Source organism: Granulicella cerasi (genome assembly GCF_025685575.1).
Taxonomy (GTDB): Bacteria; Acidobacteriota; Terriglobia; order Terriglobales; family Acidobacteriaceae; genus Granulicella; species Granulicella cerasi.
This window is the reverse complement of record NZ_JAGSYD010000001.1, coordinates 252,086-266,685: the sequence shown is the minus strand read 5'-3', so window position 1 is coordinate 266,685 and position 14,600 is coordinate 252,086. Positions and strand designations below refer to the sequence as shown.

Genomic DNA, 14,600 nt, shown 5'->3' with positions numbered 1-14,600 from the left:
GAGCGATGCTGCTCGTGGTGAATGATTGGACTCCGCGAACTTCTCTGGAAACCCACATCTCAAGAATCGAGATGTGGGGCACCCGTACGTTTACGCGCGCTGCGTGCCGCCGAGGTTCTTCAAGGTCGCGACGATCTTCTCGCTCGCGCCGCTGATCTCCTCTTCCGTCAGCGTGCGCTCGGGGGACTGCAGGCTCACGCGCACCAGCAGCGAATAGCTGCCCGCCGCCACGGCCTTGCCCTTAGCATCGCGGAAGATTTCGCCCGGCGTCACCGAAGTGAGTTCGTTGATCTGCAAGCCTTCGATCGCGCCTGAGACTGCGCTCCACTGCACGCTGTCCGGGAAGACGAACGAGAAGTCGCGTGCCACCGACTGGAAGCGCGAAAGGTCGCGAATTACCGGCTTGCGCAGCGGCGTTTCAAGCAATGTTTGCGCGGCTACTTCAGCGAGCACGCAGGTCTGCTTCAGCTTGCGACGCTGCGCTTCCGCAGCGTTGAGTTCGCCAAAGCTTGCGACGATCTTGCCATCGAGCAGCGCGTTTGCGCCGCGTCCTGCTTCGATCCACGAAGGCAGATTCTCCGCTGAGAAACTCACCGTGCCAGCGAACTTCGCAAGCACCGCTTCGATCGCTCCCTTGGCCTCGTAAAAGAGTGCATCCGCAGCCGTGTAGAGCGCGGTCGCGCGCGCGTTGCCGGTGAGGCCGAGCGAAAGCGATTGCTGCTCGCGCACCTCTGCGGTCGAGCCGAGGAAGATTGTGCCGAGCTCGAACAAGCGCACCGCCTCCACATCGCGGTTCAAGTTCAGCGCCAGCGCAGCGGTCATGTTCGCCGTGAGCGCAGGGCGCAACATGCCCGCTTCTTCGCTCAGCGGGTTGCCCATCGGCACCGCAGGCGCGCTCGCAAACAACGCAGCTGCCTCTGCTGAAACGAAGGTGCTCGTGATCGCTTCGCTGAAGCCCAGCGCGCGCAGCGTGGTGCGGATCGCGGCTTCCTGCTCGGCGTGCGGCAGGTCCACGACCTCGCCCGCAAACGTCGGCAGTGTGTCCGCGAAACGGTTGTAGCCGTAGACGCGCGCGACCTCTTCGATCAAGTCGATTTCGCGCTCAAGATCGAGGCGCCACGAAGGCAGCTTTGCGGTGAATTCACCTGCCGCGCCGGTCGGCGTGAGCACGCAGCCCAGCGCCGCCATGTACCGCGTGATGAGTTCCGCCGAAAGTTCGCTCCCATCGAGCGTGGTGCCAAGATGACGCTGCACTTCTTTCACGCGCAGCGCAATCGGCGCGCGGTCAGCGGTCTTCGCGGCGAGTGCGGGAACGGTCACATCGACGAGCGGGCCTTCGACTTCGCCGCCAGCCTGCTCGAGCACCAGGCGCGTGATGAGCGCGTTCGCCACCGGCGCGGCGTTGAAGTCAGCGCCGCGCTCAAAGCGATGCGAAGCATCGGTATGCAGACCGTGACGACGCGAACTGGCGCGAATCGTCGCAGGCTCGAACCACGCGGCCTCGACGAGAATGTTCTTCGTCTCCTCGGTGACGCGCGAATCCCATCCGCCCATTACGCCGGCAAGGCCAAGCGCCTTCTTCTCATCGGCCACCACGAGGTCATCGGCGACGAGCACCTTCTCGGTGCCGTCAAGCAGCCGCAGCTTTTCACCAGCTTTGGCGCGGCGTACAACGATCGCGCCTTCGATCTTGTCGAGGTCAAACACATGCGTGGGCTGGCCCATCGCGAGCCAGCCAAAATTCGTCACGTCCACCGGGCCAGAGATCGGCTTCTGGCCGAGCGCCGCAAAATACTCGGCGATGAGACCCGACGCAGGCTTCACGGTGACGCCGCGAATGACGCGCGTGGTGAAGCGACCGCAGAGGTCTTCTGCCTCAATGCGAACGGGGTAGCCTGCGCCTTCGCGCGACTGCTGCACCGGAGCGGCGAGCGCGTCGGTCAGCGGCTTCAGCGGCACGTTGTAGATAGCGGCCACTTCGCGCGCGACGCCGTAGTGGTTCATCGCGTCGACGCGGTTGGTGGTGATGTCCATCTCAAAGCGCGTGCCCTTGCCATCGGCAAAGGGGAACTCGCCTTCGACGGCGATGCCGCGGAGGGTGAGGTCCTCGGCAAGCTGGCGGTCGGAGACCGGAAGTTCAGGCAGAAACGAGCGAATCCAAGGCGTAATCAGGTTCATTGCAGTCGAAATCTATTGTCGCAGACGACCAGCCACCGACCGGGTAACCGGGGTCTCGATTTTGAGACCTGGGGTAGCAGGATGTCTGGCGAGTCGATATTTCGCTACAGCCCTGTCTCAATTCGAGATGCGAGGCCGGCAGCTTTTTCAGCGGGCACTTCAGTAGATATAGAAAATATTTGCATCAATACACTTTCGCTCTTCATCTGCTTCGAGTAGAGTGGTGAAACCGTAGCAGACGGCGACGAGCCCCGGCTCCGCTGGCAGGCTTCACCCACAGGAGATTTCTCGATTATGAAGAAGACGATTCTTGCAGCAGCGGCCGCTCTCATTCTGAGCCCGGCTATGGGTGCTTTCGCGCAGGCGAGCACGTGGACCATCGACTCGGCGCACTCGTCGGCCAGCTTTGAAATCCGCCACATGGGCGTGTCGAACGTGCGTGGCGCGATCTCGAACATCAAGGGCTCGGTCGTTTGGGATGAGAAGGATCTGACCAAGGATTCGGTCGTGGCCGACCTCGACGCGACCACCGTGAACACCAACATGGACGCACGCGACAAGCACCTCAAGTCGCCGGACTTCTTCAACGTCGAGAAGTTCCCGACGATCCACTTCCAGTCCAAGAAGGTGACGCGCGAAGGCGGCAAGCTGGTGGTGTGGGGCGACCTGACCCTGGCTGGCGTGACCAAGCCTGTGAAGCTCGACGTCGACGGCCCCGTTCCCCCGCAGAAGGGCATGAAGGGCGGACTCGTGAGCGGCTTCTCCGCATCGACCGTGATCAAGCGCGCTGACTTCGGCTTCGGCGGCAAGTACGCTCCCCCGATGCTCGGCGACGAAGTGAAGATCACCATCGACATGGAAATCGACAAGCAGTAACTCGCTTGCGAGGAACTTCGCGAAGGGCCACCGGCAACGGTGGCCCTTCGCTTTTGCAGCCTGTGAGTCTGCTTCCGCTTTTGCTCGTCTAAACGAGAAAGCGCAGCAGCGTGCGAAGGAGTGTGTGGATGTTGGCAGCAGCGTGGTCACGGCGACGGTTTCTTGGTGCAGCAACATTGGCCGCAGGAGCAACGTTCGCACCGAAGGCGATGTGGGCCGAAGAGCTCGATCCGCGCGTGGACAGCATCGTCGCGAAGACGATCGGTATCGACACGCACAACCACATCGACCTGCCGATGACGCCTGCAGACTTGCCCGGTCCGCAGATCGACCTCGTCGGCGAGATGTCGCGCTCGGGCCTATCGGCCATCTGTGCGACCTTTGCGACGGACTATGAGCAGGGCGCGCCGTATGAGCGCTTTGAAACGGCGTTGACCGCGATGGACAAGCAACTCGAGTTGAACCACATGAAGCGCGCGCTGAACCTGGTCGACATTCGCTCGGCGCACGGCGGCGGACGCAAGACCGTCATCCAGTCCGTCGAAGGCGCACACTTTCTCGAAGGCCAGCTCGATCGCTTGAAGGGTGCTTATGATCGTGGCCTGCGGCATCTTGGCGTTCTTCACGACAGCGACGCCAGCGTGCCGCTGGGCGACGTGTATACGAACGCGCCGAAGCTCAATGGCCTCACGCCGTTCGGTGCGGATGTCATCCGCGAGGCCAATCGCCTGGGCATGTTGGTGGACCTCGCACACGGCAGCAAGAAGACGACCGCCGATGCGGTGAAATTTTCGAAGACGCCGATCCTGATCTCGCATACCGGGCCGGATTGGCGACTGGGCAGCAACGAGCGCATGGCACAGATGATGCGTCCGCGCCTGATCAGCAAGGAGCACGCGAAGCTTGTCGCCGATGCGGGTGGCGCGGTGGGCGTATGGCTGCACCTCACCGACACGCCGCTCGAGTACGCGCAGAACCTGCGTGCGATGGTGGACGTGATCGGCGTCGAGCATGTGTGCGTGGGCACGGACACTAAGCTGACGCCTGCGACGCCGCGCAAATTCGCGCGACCGGCGAACTTCCCCAAGCCGCCGCAGCAGAACGGCACGCCTCCGGGGCAGAACGGCACGCAGACGCATGCACACCCCGGCGAACGCACGAACCTCGGCTGGGAAGGCGAGACGCAGGGCTTCTACTACGTGGTCGCGGACGCAATGCTGAAGGTCGGCTTCACGCCGGAGGAGATCGCGAAGATCGGCGGCGACAACTACCTGCGCTTGTTTGAAGCAGCCACGCAGTAAAGCCTGCGCAGATGAAGCCGCCGAAGCCTCGGCGGCTTTCGCGCATCTGAAGACGCATGAAGCTGATTGCGATTGAAGAACACTTCCTCACGCCAGAGATTCGCGCTGCATGGGAAGCCTCGGCCATCGGCACCGAAGGCACGTCGGGCTTTGACGCGGGCGATTTGGAAGAGCGGTTGAACAACCTCGCCGAAGGTCGCCTCGCGCTGATGGATGAAGCGGGCGTGGAGGTGCAGGTGCTCTCCGTGACGACACCTGCGCTGCACAATCTGGAGCCAGCGGAAAGCATTGAGCTTGCGCGCCAGACGAACGACCTTGTCGCTGCAGCGATTGCAAAACATCCGGCACGCTTTGAGGGCTTCGCGGTGTTGCCGATGGCTGCCCCGGAAGAAGCTGCGCGCGAGTTGGAACGCTGCATCACGCAACTCGGCTTCAAGGGCACGATGCTCTGCGGTCGCACGCGCGACAAGAACCTCGACCATGCAGAGTTTCGCCCGGTACTGGCCATGGCCGCAAAGCTTAACGCGCCGGTCTTCATTCATCCGCAGATTCCGCAGCGTGCCGTACGCGAGGCTCTCTACGGCGGCTTCGGCGAGCCCATCGACACAGCCTTCGCGGCCTTCGGCCTCGGCTGGCATTATGAGGCGGGCATACAGTTCCTGCGGCTCATCCTCAGCGGCGTCTTCGACGAGCAGCCAAACCTGCAGATCATCCTCGGCCACTGGGGCGAGGTGGTGCTCTTCTACCTCGAGCGTCTGGCGAACCTCTCGCGCGTCGCGAAGCTGCAACGCTCCGTCGCCGAGTACATGGCGCAGAACCTCTATGTCACGCCGAGCGGCATGTGGAGCGAAGAGTATCTGCAGCGCGCGTTGAAGGTCGTCGGCCCCGAACGCATCTTGTTCTCGATGGACTTTCCGTACCAGTACAGGCCGGGTCGCTCGGGGCGTACCTTCGCCGAGAACTGCGGGCTCTCACCCGAGGAGAAAGAGCTCTTCGCGCACGGCAACTGGGAACGCTTGACGGCTGCGATCGAGCGTTAAGCGATCGCGTTGGGGTTCAGTCGTTCGGCGGCGCGGATCGGCAACAAGATGCGGAAGGTCGTGCCCTGGTTGGGCGCTTCGGTGCGCGTGTCGAACTTCAGGATGCCGCCGTGGCGTTCGAGAATTTCTGCGCTGATCGACAGGCCAAGCCCTGTGCCGCCCACACCCTTCGTGGTGAAGAATGGCTCGAAGAGCTTCTCGCGCACTTCACCGGGAATGCCATCACCGGTGTCCGTGACGATGACCTCGACGAACTCACCCTTGGTTTCCATGGATACGGCCAACATGCCACCACGCGGCATCACGTCCATCGCGTTCTCCACGAGGTTTGCGATGACCTGGCGAATTTCGCCTGCGCGGCACTCCACATCTGGCAACTCGGGCGACCAGCGCTTGCCGACGGTGATGCGGCGGCGCTGCAACTCCTTGCCAAAGAGCACCAGCACTGATTCGACCAGCTCCGGCAGCGACGCGGGCGCGGCGGCCTGGGGCTGGCGATAGAACTTCAGCGTGTGCGTCGTGATCTCGGCGACGCGGCGAAGTTCCGCCTGCGCCTGCTGCAGATAAGAAGCCGCATCAGGGCTGATCTCGCTCAACTCTGCGAGGTAGATGAGATTCGTCACAGCCTCGAGCGGGTTGTTGACCTCATGCGCGACTGAGGCGGCGATGCGGCCTGCGGCGCTGAGCTGTCCGGCCACACGCGTGGCCTCCTGCGCGTTGATCTGCGCATCGTGCGCAAGGTTCAGCAGGCGAAGGCGGTCCTGATAAGAAACCACAAGCAGCAGGAAGGTAAAGATGAGCGCGTTGCCCACGCCGATGCGCGCCAACGTCGCGCCGGAAGCATCGCCGGGGAAGTACAGCGATACCGTTCCGGGCTCGAGCATCATGGCCTGCATACCGCTGTAGTGCATGCCGCAAATGGCGAGTCCGATGACGAGCGCGCCGGCTACCTGGTGGCGCATGTCGAAGTCTGCGCGGCTGCTCCAGTGCAGCAGCAGCAGCGCGGTGAGCGAGGCGGCGAGTGCGATCACGCAGGAGGCGATGAGCCACGAGGTCATCCACATCTCCGGCAGGCTGAAGCGCACCGCAGACATGCCGATGTAATGCATGCAGCAGATGCCCGTGGCGACGAAGATCGAACCGAGCGCCAGGCGGATCTTCGAGGGGCGCTTCGGCCCGATCGCCAGACTCATCGCAACAATGGAAGCGATGATCGACGCGACCATCGAGACCAATGTGCGGCTGACGGAGTAGTAGAGCGGGAAGGGCGGCACCCAGGCCAACATGCCGACGAAGTGCATCGACCAGATGCCGAGTCCGAGCACGAGTCCGCTGGCGAGGATCCAAAGCGTGGTGCGCTGGCTACTACGCGCATGGCGCACAGACTCAAACGCCGCAAACCCCGAAAGGGCGGCGATGGCGTACGACAAAGAGATGGTCCACCAATCGTAATAACCGAGCACGATGCCTGAAACTCCGCGTTTGTGTCGCCAGTATATAGGTAGCGAGTCAGCAAGATAGCGCGCAAGCGGGGCAGTGGGTTACCACGAAAGGGGTGCGCGGGATCTCTACGCGAACTGCTCGAGGAAGCGGTTGTCGCCGGAGTAGAGCAGGCCGATATCGCTGATGCCGTACTTCATCATCGTGATGCGGTCCACGCCCATGCCGAAGGCGAAGCCGGAGATCTTCGAGGTGTCGTAGACCGGGTCCTTGCCGAGTTCGATGCGGCGCTGGTTCACGGCTTCGAAGACGTTCGGGTCGACCATGCCGCAGCCCAGCAGCTCGATCCAGCCGGAGTGCTTGCACTTGCGGCAGCCCTTGCCGCCGCAGAAGATGCAGGAAATCTGCACGTCCGCGCTCGGCTCGGTGAACGGGAAGAACGACGGGAAGAAGCGCGTCTTTACGCTCGATCCGAAGAATGCCTTCATCGCGTGGTCGAGCGTGCCCTTCAGGTCGCTAAAGGTGATGTTCGTGTCCACGCAGAGGCCTTCGACCTGGTGGAAGACCGGCGAGTGCGTTGCGTCGGACTCGTCGTTGCGGTGCACCTTGCCGGGGATGACGAGGCGCAGCGGAGGCTCTTCCATCAGCATCGAGCGGATCTGTACCGGCGAAGTGTGCGTGCGCATCAGCAGGCGTTCGCGCAGTGGCTTGCCTTCCTGGTCGGCGATCACGAGCGTGTCCTGCGTGTCGCGCGCGGGGTGGTTCGGCGGGAAGTTCAAGCTTTCGAAGTTGTAGAAGTCGCTTTCAACCTCGGGGCCGAGGCGTGTCGAGTAGCCCATCTTGCGGAAGACGTCGACGATCTCCGCCATGGTCTTCACGAGCGGGTGCTCTGCACCCACAGGCTGCGTCGTGCCGGGCAGCGTGATGTCGAGCGAGGAGACGGTGACCTTCGCGGTGCCGGTTCCAGCGTTTTCGAGCGCGCCTTCGATGGCTTCCTTGAGCGCGTTGAAGCGCTGGCCGATGAGCTTCTTGCCTTCGACGGGCGCGGTCTTCAGCCAGGCGTCGGAGAGCTGCTTCAGCCGGCCCTGCTTGCGGCCCAGCCATTCGAGGCGGAATGCCTCGGCATCAAAACCCGGCGAGGCAATGGTGCTCTGCGCATCGGCGAGCACGGCGGCAAAGGCCTTGTCGATGGCCTCGGGCGAAAAGTCGGTGAGTTGCTGAATGTCCAACAGTCGGTCCTTACAAAGCGCGCCAAAGGCTGCGCGAAAACGATGCTTCTATCTTACGGCCACATAGCCCAGCCCACGACCAGCAACATCAATGCTCCGATCCAGAGGCTGCGTTTGTCGGTGCAGGCCCAGACGACTGGATCGTCGTGCATTTCGCCGCGACTGGTTAGCATCCATACCTGGCTCAGCCACAAAAGCAGCACCGGAATCACCAGCCATAAGCGACCCAGATGGCGGTAAAGGAGGGCGGTTTCCGGGTTCGACACATACATCGCCATGACGACGACGGAGGCGTAGGCCGCGCCGGTTCCCAGCGAGCGCAGCTGCTCCAGGTCAGCGATGAAGTAGCCGCGGCCGTTGGTGATCGCGCCGCCGCGCTCGCGCAGCCCCTCCAGCTCGGAGAAGCGCTTCACAAACGCCAGCGAGAGGAAGAAGAAGACGCTGAAGCCGGCCAGCCAGGGCGAAATCGGCACGCCCGTCGCTTTGGATCCGGCGATGATGCGCACGGTGTAGAGGCCACTGAGCACGAAGACGTCCAGCAGAAGCTTCTTCTTCAGGTAGAAGGAGTAGGTGAGCGTCGTGACGGTGTAGACGGCGAGCCAGAGCAGGAACCCATACGGCCGATCAAGCGTATAGGTGCCAGGAGTGGCATCCACGATGTGGGGCAGCGCAATCGCCAGTGCGACCGAGAGGGCCAGCAGAAGCCCTACGCTCACGAAGCCGGCGAACATCGACAAATCACCCGCCGCGAAAGGCCGACGGCGCTTACTGGGATGGCGCCGGTCTGCCTCGATATCCAGCAAGTCATTGATAATGTAGGTCGCTGAAGCGCACAGGCCAAAGCTGAAGAAGGCCGTGGTGGCCCCGGCAGCGGTGGCCAGATCGACGCGGTGTGCCAGCAGCAGCGGCACGAAGATCAGCACGTTCTTCGCCCACTGGTGCAGGCGAACCGCTTTCAGCCAGCTCTTCAGGGTGGAGTTCCGGTCCTCGAAGGTTGCCGCCGGAACGAAGCCGGCTTTCTTCAGGCCGGCGGTCAGGGAGCTGTGCGGGTTCGCAACCATCGGGGCTTCGCAGGCGGTCAGCAGCTTGATGTCCGGCTTGGCGTTGCCGATGTAGCAGAAACCGCGCTTGCCGAAACGTTGCTCGAAGGCGGCGAGTTTATTGCCGCCGGCGAGGTTGGTTTCGCCGTCGGAGGCCAGAACGCCCGCGAAAATGCCAATATGCGCGGCCACGCGTTCGGCGAGCGTCTTGTCGGCGGCGGTGGCGAGATAAATGGCGCGTCCGCGCCCATGCTCCTGACGCAGCCATGTAAGCAGGGGGCGGTTGTAGGGCAGGTGCTCCACGTCGAGTTCGACCGCACGGGTGACTTCGAGCTTGAAGCGCGCCTTACCCTTGGCGATCCAGCCGGGAACCTGCAGGATTTTCTCGGGGTGTCGCCGCAGCAGGGCGAGCAGGGAATCGTGCAGGGTGTCGGATTTCGTCAGTGTGCCGTCAAGGTCCACACAGAGAGGCACATCGGGGGGCAAAACGCCTTCTGGGGGCATGACGAACTCCGGCACGGGCAAGACCGCTCCTTCGCAATAAGGTTGTCGGGGTGGATTCCGGCGACCGCGAAACTCTGTGGATGACTCCTCCGTCACTATACCGTCAGTGAGAAAGTCTTTCTGCGACGTAACTTTGCCGATTCGCATCTGACGAAGGAATTATTTCCAGCCAGTATAGTGGCTGATGGTTGCTCGTGTTTGCATCCAATGAACACGAACTCATCGGCCCCGCACCCAGAACCACCTATTTCCACCAGGAGTCTCACCCCGCAGATGTCTGACCCACACAATGAACCTCGCCAACAGCCCACTGTGACCGACCCGTCGCACCTGCTCCCGGAGCATGCAACGGAGACTACTGCCGGCACGAGCAAGCGGCGGTTGTGGATTGTCGTTTTCATTGTGCTGCTCGTGGTGGCCATCATCTTCTGGCGCATCCACTCGAACAACGTGGCGACCGCGGCGCAGGCGAAGAAGGATGCCGCTGCGGCAAATCGTCCGGTGCCGGTGCAGACCTATAACGTGCAGCAGAAGACCGTTCCGGTCTTCCTGAGCGCGCTGGGTACGGTGACCGCATACAACACTGTGACGCTGAGCTCGCGCGTCGACGGCCAGTTGTTGCAGGTGAACTTCCGCGAAGGTCAGGCTGTGAAGAAGGGCCAACTGCTGCTGCAGATCGACCCGCGCCCCTACCAGGCGACGCTCGACCAGGCGCTCGGAACCCTGGCGAAGGACGAAGCGAACCTGAAGTATGCGCAGGCGGAAGCGCAGCGTTACTCGGCTCTCTACCAGGCCGGCGTCGTCAGTAAGGAATCGCAGCAGACGCAGGTTTCGACCGCCGGGCAGGCGGAAGGAACGGTGAAGGCTGACCGCGCTGCGGTGGAGTCGGCTCGCGTTAACCTCGGCTACACCCGCATTTACTCGCCGATCGACGGTGTCGTCGGTCTGCGTCAGGTCGATCCCGGCAATCTCGTCACCGCCGCCAGCAACACCGGTCTTGTGGTGATCACGCAGATCCATCCGATCGCGGTGGTCTTCACGCTGCCGGAAGATCAGATTCCGCTGGTGCAGAACGCCCTCAAGGGTGGCGCCAAGTTGGTCGCCGAAGCGTATGACCGTTCGGACTCGCACAAGATTGCGGCGGGTACGCTGCTGACGATCGACAACCAGATCGACACGACGACCGGCACGGCCAAGCTGAAGGCCATCTTCGAGAACACCGACGGCAACCTCTTCGCCAACCAGTTCGTGAACGTTCGCCTGATCCTGCGCGAGCGTCAGAACGCCACGCTGATTCCGACCGCGGCGATCCAGAGCGGCACGCAGGGCGACTATGTCTTCGTCGTCAATGACGGCCCGACGCCCGAGAACAAGAAGAAGAACATGCCCGCCACCTCCAAGGGAGAGAAGGCCGGTAAGTCGGACGACACGAGCACCGCTGACAGCAACGACAACAAGCCCAAGTACCACGCCGATCAGGTGCCGGTGCATGTGGACTTCGTCATCGGCACGATGTCTGTGCTGAAGGACGGCGAGCTAAATGGCGGCCAGCAGGTCGTCGTCGACGGCCAGGAGAAGCTGGTGGACGGCAACAACGTGACGCCGACCGCGGCGAAGACGCCGCCCGCGCCCGCGACCGGCAGCAGCTCGATGAGCGGCTCCGAGCAGAGCACGCCCGTATCCCCGGCCTCCGGACACCATGCGCATAATGCGTCCGGACCGGGCTCCACCGTGAGCGGAGGCCAGAACTAGTGAGTCCTTCACGGCCATTCATCCTGAGGCCGGTGGCCACCACGCTGTTGATGGTGGCCATTTTGCTAGCGGGCTTTGTCGCCTACTCGCAACTGCCGATCTCTGCGCTTCCTGAAGTCGATTACCCCATCATCCAGGTCACGACCTTCTACCCCGGAGCCAGCCCCGAGGTGATGGTCAACGCTGTTACGTCTCCGCTGGAGCGTCAGTTCGGCCAGATTCCCGGCTTGCAGCAGATGACCTCCGTCTCCTCGGGAGGCGGTTCGGTCATTACGCTTGAGTTCACGCTTTCGGAGTCGATCGACGTCGCGCAGCAGGACGTGCAGGCCGCCATCAATGCGGCCAACAGCTACCTGCCCACCGATCTGCCGAATCCGCCGGTCTACGCCAAGGTGAACCCGGCCGACGCGCCGATCATGACGCTGTCGCTGACCTCGGCTTCCTTGCCGTTGTCGAAGGTGGAAGACCTCGCCGACACCGTGCTCGCGCAGAAGATCTCGCAGCTCTCCGGCGTCGGTCTTGTGTCGATCGCCGGTGGCCAGAAGCCCGCCGTGCGTATCCAGGCGAACCCGACCGCATTGGCCAGCTACGGCATGTCCCTTGAGGACATCCGTACGGCGATTTCCTACGCGAACGTCGATCAGGCCAAGGGCTCGATGAACGGCCCGCGCCAGGCGTACACCATCGGTGCCAACGACCAGTTGCTCACGGCAGATGACTATCGCAACGTCATCATCGCGTACCGCAACGGCTCGCCCGTGCGCTTGAGCGATATCGCCAACACCGTCGACTCTGCCGAGAACCTCTATCAGGCTGCGTGGACCGGCAAGGCTGCGGTCGAAGAGCATGAGAGCAAGGACGCAGCGGGCAACAAGATCACCGTTCCTGCGACGCAGGCCTCGCTCGATCCTGCGGTGCTGATCAACATTCAGCGCCAGCCGGGTGCGAACATCATCGGTGTCGTCGATCTCGTGCAGGGGCTGTTGCCCAAGCTGCAGGCTTCGCTGCCGGCAGGCGTCAAGCTCGAGGTCCTCACCGACCGAACGAACACCATCCGCGCTTCCGTCTCGGACGTGAAGTTCGAGCTCGGGCTCACCATCGCGCTCGTCATCATGGTGATCTTCCTCTTCCTGCGTTCGCTGGCGGCGACGGTGATCCCGGCCGTCGCGGTACCGCTGTCGATCGTGGGTACGTTCTGCGCGATGTACCTGTTGGGCTACTCGCTCGACAACCTCTCGCTGATGGCGTTGACCATCTCGACCGGCTTCGTTGTCGACGACGCCATCGTGATGATCGAGAACATTGACCGCTACCTCGAGATGGGCGACACGCCTCTCGAGGCCGCGCTCAAGGGCTCCGAGCAGATTGGCTTCACGATTCTCTCGCTGACCGTTTCGCTCATCGCCGTGCTGATCCCGCTGCTCTTCATGGGCGACATCGTCGGCCGTCTCTTCCGCGAGTTCGCGGTCACGCTTTCGGTGACGATTCTCGTTTCGGCTGTGGTGTCGCTGACGCTTACGCCGATGATGTCCGCGCGCCTGCTGAAGCACAAGCCGGAAAGCGAACGCGGCAAGTTCTACAACATCAGCGAGAAGTTCTTCCAGGACACGATCGCGCTCTACGGTCGCGGCGTGAAGTGGGTGCTTTCGCACCAGACGCTCACGCTCATCGTTACGGTAGCCACGTTCGTCTTCACGGTGTGGCTCTACATCATCGTGCCCAAGGGCTTCTTCCCGGTGCAGGACACGGGCGTCGTGATGGCGATCACCGAAGCGAGCCAGGGCACGAGCTTTGCCGCGATGGGTGAGCGTCAGCAGAAGCTCGCCAAGGCGCTGCTGGAGGACCCGGACGTCGTCAACCTCTCGAGCTTCATCGGTATCGACGGCACCAACACCACGCTCAACTCAGGCCGTATTCAGATTGACCTGAAGGACCGCGACGAGCGCTCTGCGGACATCTCAACCGTGATCGCTCGCCTGCAAAAGAAGGCCGACGCCGTTACAGGAATTCAGACATATCTGCAGGCCTCGCAGGACCTCACGGTAGAAGATCGCGTCTCGCGTACGCAGTATCAGTACTCGGTTACGGACCCGAACTCCGCTGAACTTGCGATGGCGACAGATAAGATCGTCGCTGCGCTGGAGAAGCTGCCGGAGTTGCGAGACGTGGCCAGCGACATGCAGATCAACGGCCTCGGCACGCAACTGGTGATCGATCGTGACACGGCATCGCGCCTCGGCATCACGCCGCAGAACATCGATGACGTACTCGACGACGCGTTTGGTCAGCGTCAGGTCTCCACGATCTTCACGCAGCTCAACCAATACCACGTAGTGCTCGAGGTTGCGCCGAACTTCCAGCAGACGGTGGATGCGCTGAAGAACCTCTACGTCGCGAGCTCGAACGGCACGCAGGTTCCGCTCTCTACGCTGATCACCGTGCAGCCCACGGCGGCAGCACTTTCCATTGGCCGTCAGGGACAGTTCCCCGCAAACACCATCTCCTTCAACCTTGCTGAAGGCAAGAGCATCGGCGATGCCGTGGATGCGGTGAACAAAGCGGTGAAGCAGCTCAAGCTGCCGCTCAGCGTGCAGTCCCAGTTTGAAGGTACGGCGTCGGCGTTCGAGGCTTCGTTGCAGAACGAGCCGCTGCTCATCCTCGCCGCACTCATCACGGTGTACATCGTGCTCGGCGTGCTTTATGAGAGCTACATTCATCCGGTCACGATTCTCTCCACCTTGCCTTCAGCAGGTGTAGGTGCGTGCCTGGCGCTGCTGCTCTTCCATGAGGACCTTTCGGTCATCGCGCTGATCGGCATCATCCTGCTCATTGGCATCGTGAAGAAGAACGCCATCATGATGATTGACTTCGCGCTGGAAGCAGAGCGCGAGCAGGGCATGGAGCCGGAGGAAGCGATCTATCAGGCTTGCCTGTTGCGCTTCCGCCCGATCATGATGACGACGATGGCGGCATTGCTCGGTGCGGTGCCGCTGGCGTTCGGTTCCGGCACGGGATCAGAGCTGCGTCGTCCGCTGGGCATCTCGATCATCGGCGGCCTCATCATCTCGCAGATTCTTACGCTGTTCACCACGCCTGTGGTCTACCTCTTCTTCGATCGCATCGGCCGCAGGTATCTGGGCACGGCGAAGGCAGATGAGGAGCTTTACGAACACACGCACGGCGGCCAGCATCGCCCGGACCATCCGCATCCTGCGGAGCAGCACTAGGCGGAATAGTTAC

9 protein-coding genes are annotated in these 14,600 nt (G+C 62.4%); 5 read left to right on the top strand and 4 right to left on the bottom strand.

What is annotated here, in order from left to right; translation table 11 throughout:
- Positions 1-90: 90 nt before the first annotated feature.
- Positions 91-2,178 carry a phenylalanine--tRNA ligase subunit beta gene (pheT, locus tag OHL11_RS01020; RefSeq protein WP_263369610.1) on the bottom strand — a complete coding sequence of 696 codons (2,088 nt, stop codon included), beginning with the start codon at positions 2,176-2,178 and terminating at the stop codon, positions 91-93.
- 294 nt (positions 2,179-2,472) lie between these two features.
- Here pheT and OHL11_RS01015 point away from each other — a divergent pair, with 294 nt between their 5' ends.
- The 3 genes from OHL11_RS01015 (at position 2,473) to OHL11_RS01005 (ending at position 5,395) form a co-directional block, all read left to right on the top strand.
- Entirely contained in the window at positions 2,473-3,054 is a 582-nt protein-coding gene (locus OHL11_RS01015; RefSeq protein WP_263369609.1) for a YceI family protein, read from the top strand.
- 128 nt (positions 3,055-3,182) lie between these two features.
- The gene (locus OHL11_RS01010) at positions 3,183-4,355 is read left to right on the top strand and encodes a dipeptidase (protein WP_263369608.1); all 1,173 of its coding nucleotides are present in this window, start codon (positions 3,183-3,185) and stop codon (positions 4,353-4,355) included.
- 56 nt (positions 4,356-4,411) lie between these two features.
- Positions 4,412-5,395 carry an amidohydrolase family protein gene (locus tag OHL11_RS01005; protein ID WP_263369607.1) on the top strand — a complete coding sequence of 328 codons (984 nt, stop codon included), beginning with the start codon at positions 4,412-4,414 and terminating at the stop codon, positions 5,393-5,395.
- Here OHL11_RS01005 and OHL11_RS01000 read toward each other — a convergent pair.
- The 3 genes from OHL11_RS01000 to OHL11_RS00990 form a co-directional block, all read right to left on the bottom strand.
- Positions 5,392-6,858, bottom strand: coding sequence for an MHYT domain-containing protein (locus OHL11_RS01000; RefSeq protein ID WP_263369606.1), 1,467 nt, complete (start codon positions 6,856-6,858; stop codon positions 5,392-5,394). The genes OHL11_RS01005 and OHL11_RS01000 overlap by 4 nt on opposite strands.
- Before the next feature lie 105 nt (positions 6,859-6,963).
- Complete coding sequence (pheS, locus tag OHL11_RS00995; protein ID WP_263369605.1) at positions 6,964-8,064, bottom strand: phenylalanine--tRNA ligase subunit alpha; 1,101 nt, start codon at positions 8,062-8,064, stop codon at positions 6,964-6,966.
- Between the two features lie 53 nt (positions 8,065-8,117).
- Positions 8,118-9,623, bottom strand: coding sequence for a UbiA family prenyltransferase (locus OHL11_RS00990; protein WP_317890608.1), 1,506 nt, complete (start codon positions 9,621-9,623; stop codon positions 8,118-8,120).
- Positions 9,624-9,881: 258 nt separating this feature from the next.
- On the opposite strand from OHL11_RS00990, the gene OHL11_RS00985 reads away from it, so the two are divergent.
- Together OHL11_RS00985 and OHL11_RS00980 are read left to right on the top strand one after the other, a co-directional pair.
- Positions 9,882-11,360: an efflux RND transporter periplasmic adaptor subunit gene (locus OHL11_RS00985; protein WP_263369604.1), complete on the top strand. Its 1,479-nt coding sequence runs from the start codon at positions 9,882-9,884 to the stop codon at positions 11,358-11,360.
- The gene (locus tag OHL11_RS00980) at positions 11,360-14,587 is read left to right on the top strand and encodes an efflux RND transporter permease subunit (RefSeq protein WP_263369603.1); all 3,228 of its coding nucleotides are present in this window, start codon (positions 11,360-11,362) and stop codon (positions 14,585-14,587) included. The genes OHL11_RS00985 and OHL11_RS00980 overlap by 1 nt, the downstream gene beginning before the upstream one ends.
- Positions 14,588-14,600 lie beyond the last annotated feature (13 nt).

Coding starts and splice junctions, on each gene's coding strand:
- OHL11_RS01010 (WP_263369608.1), top strand. CDS start 3,183: ATGTTGGCAGCAGCGTGGTCACGGCGACGGTTTCTTGGTGCAGCAACA.
- OHL11_RS00985 (WP_263369604.1), top strand. CDS start 9,882: ATGTCTGACCCACACAATGAACCTCGCCAACAGCCCACTGTGACCGAC.
- OHL11_RS01015 (WP_263369609.1), top strand. CDS start 2,473: ATGAAGAAGACGATTCTTGCAGCAGCGGCCGCTCTCATTCTGAGCCCG.
- pheT (WP_263369610.1), bottom strand. CDS start 2,178: ATGAACCTGATTACGCCTTGGATTCGCTCGTTTCTGCCTGAACTTCCG.
- OHL11_RS01005 (WP_263369607.1), top strand. CDS start 4,412: ATGAAGCTGATTGCGATTGAAGAACACTTCCTCACGCCAGAGATTCGC.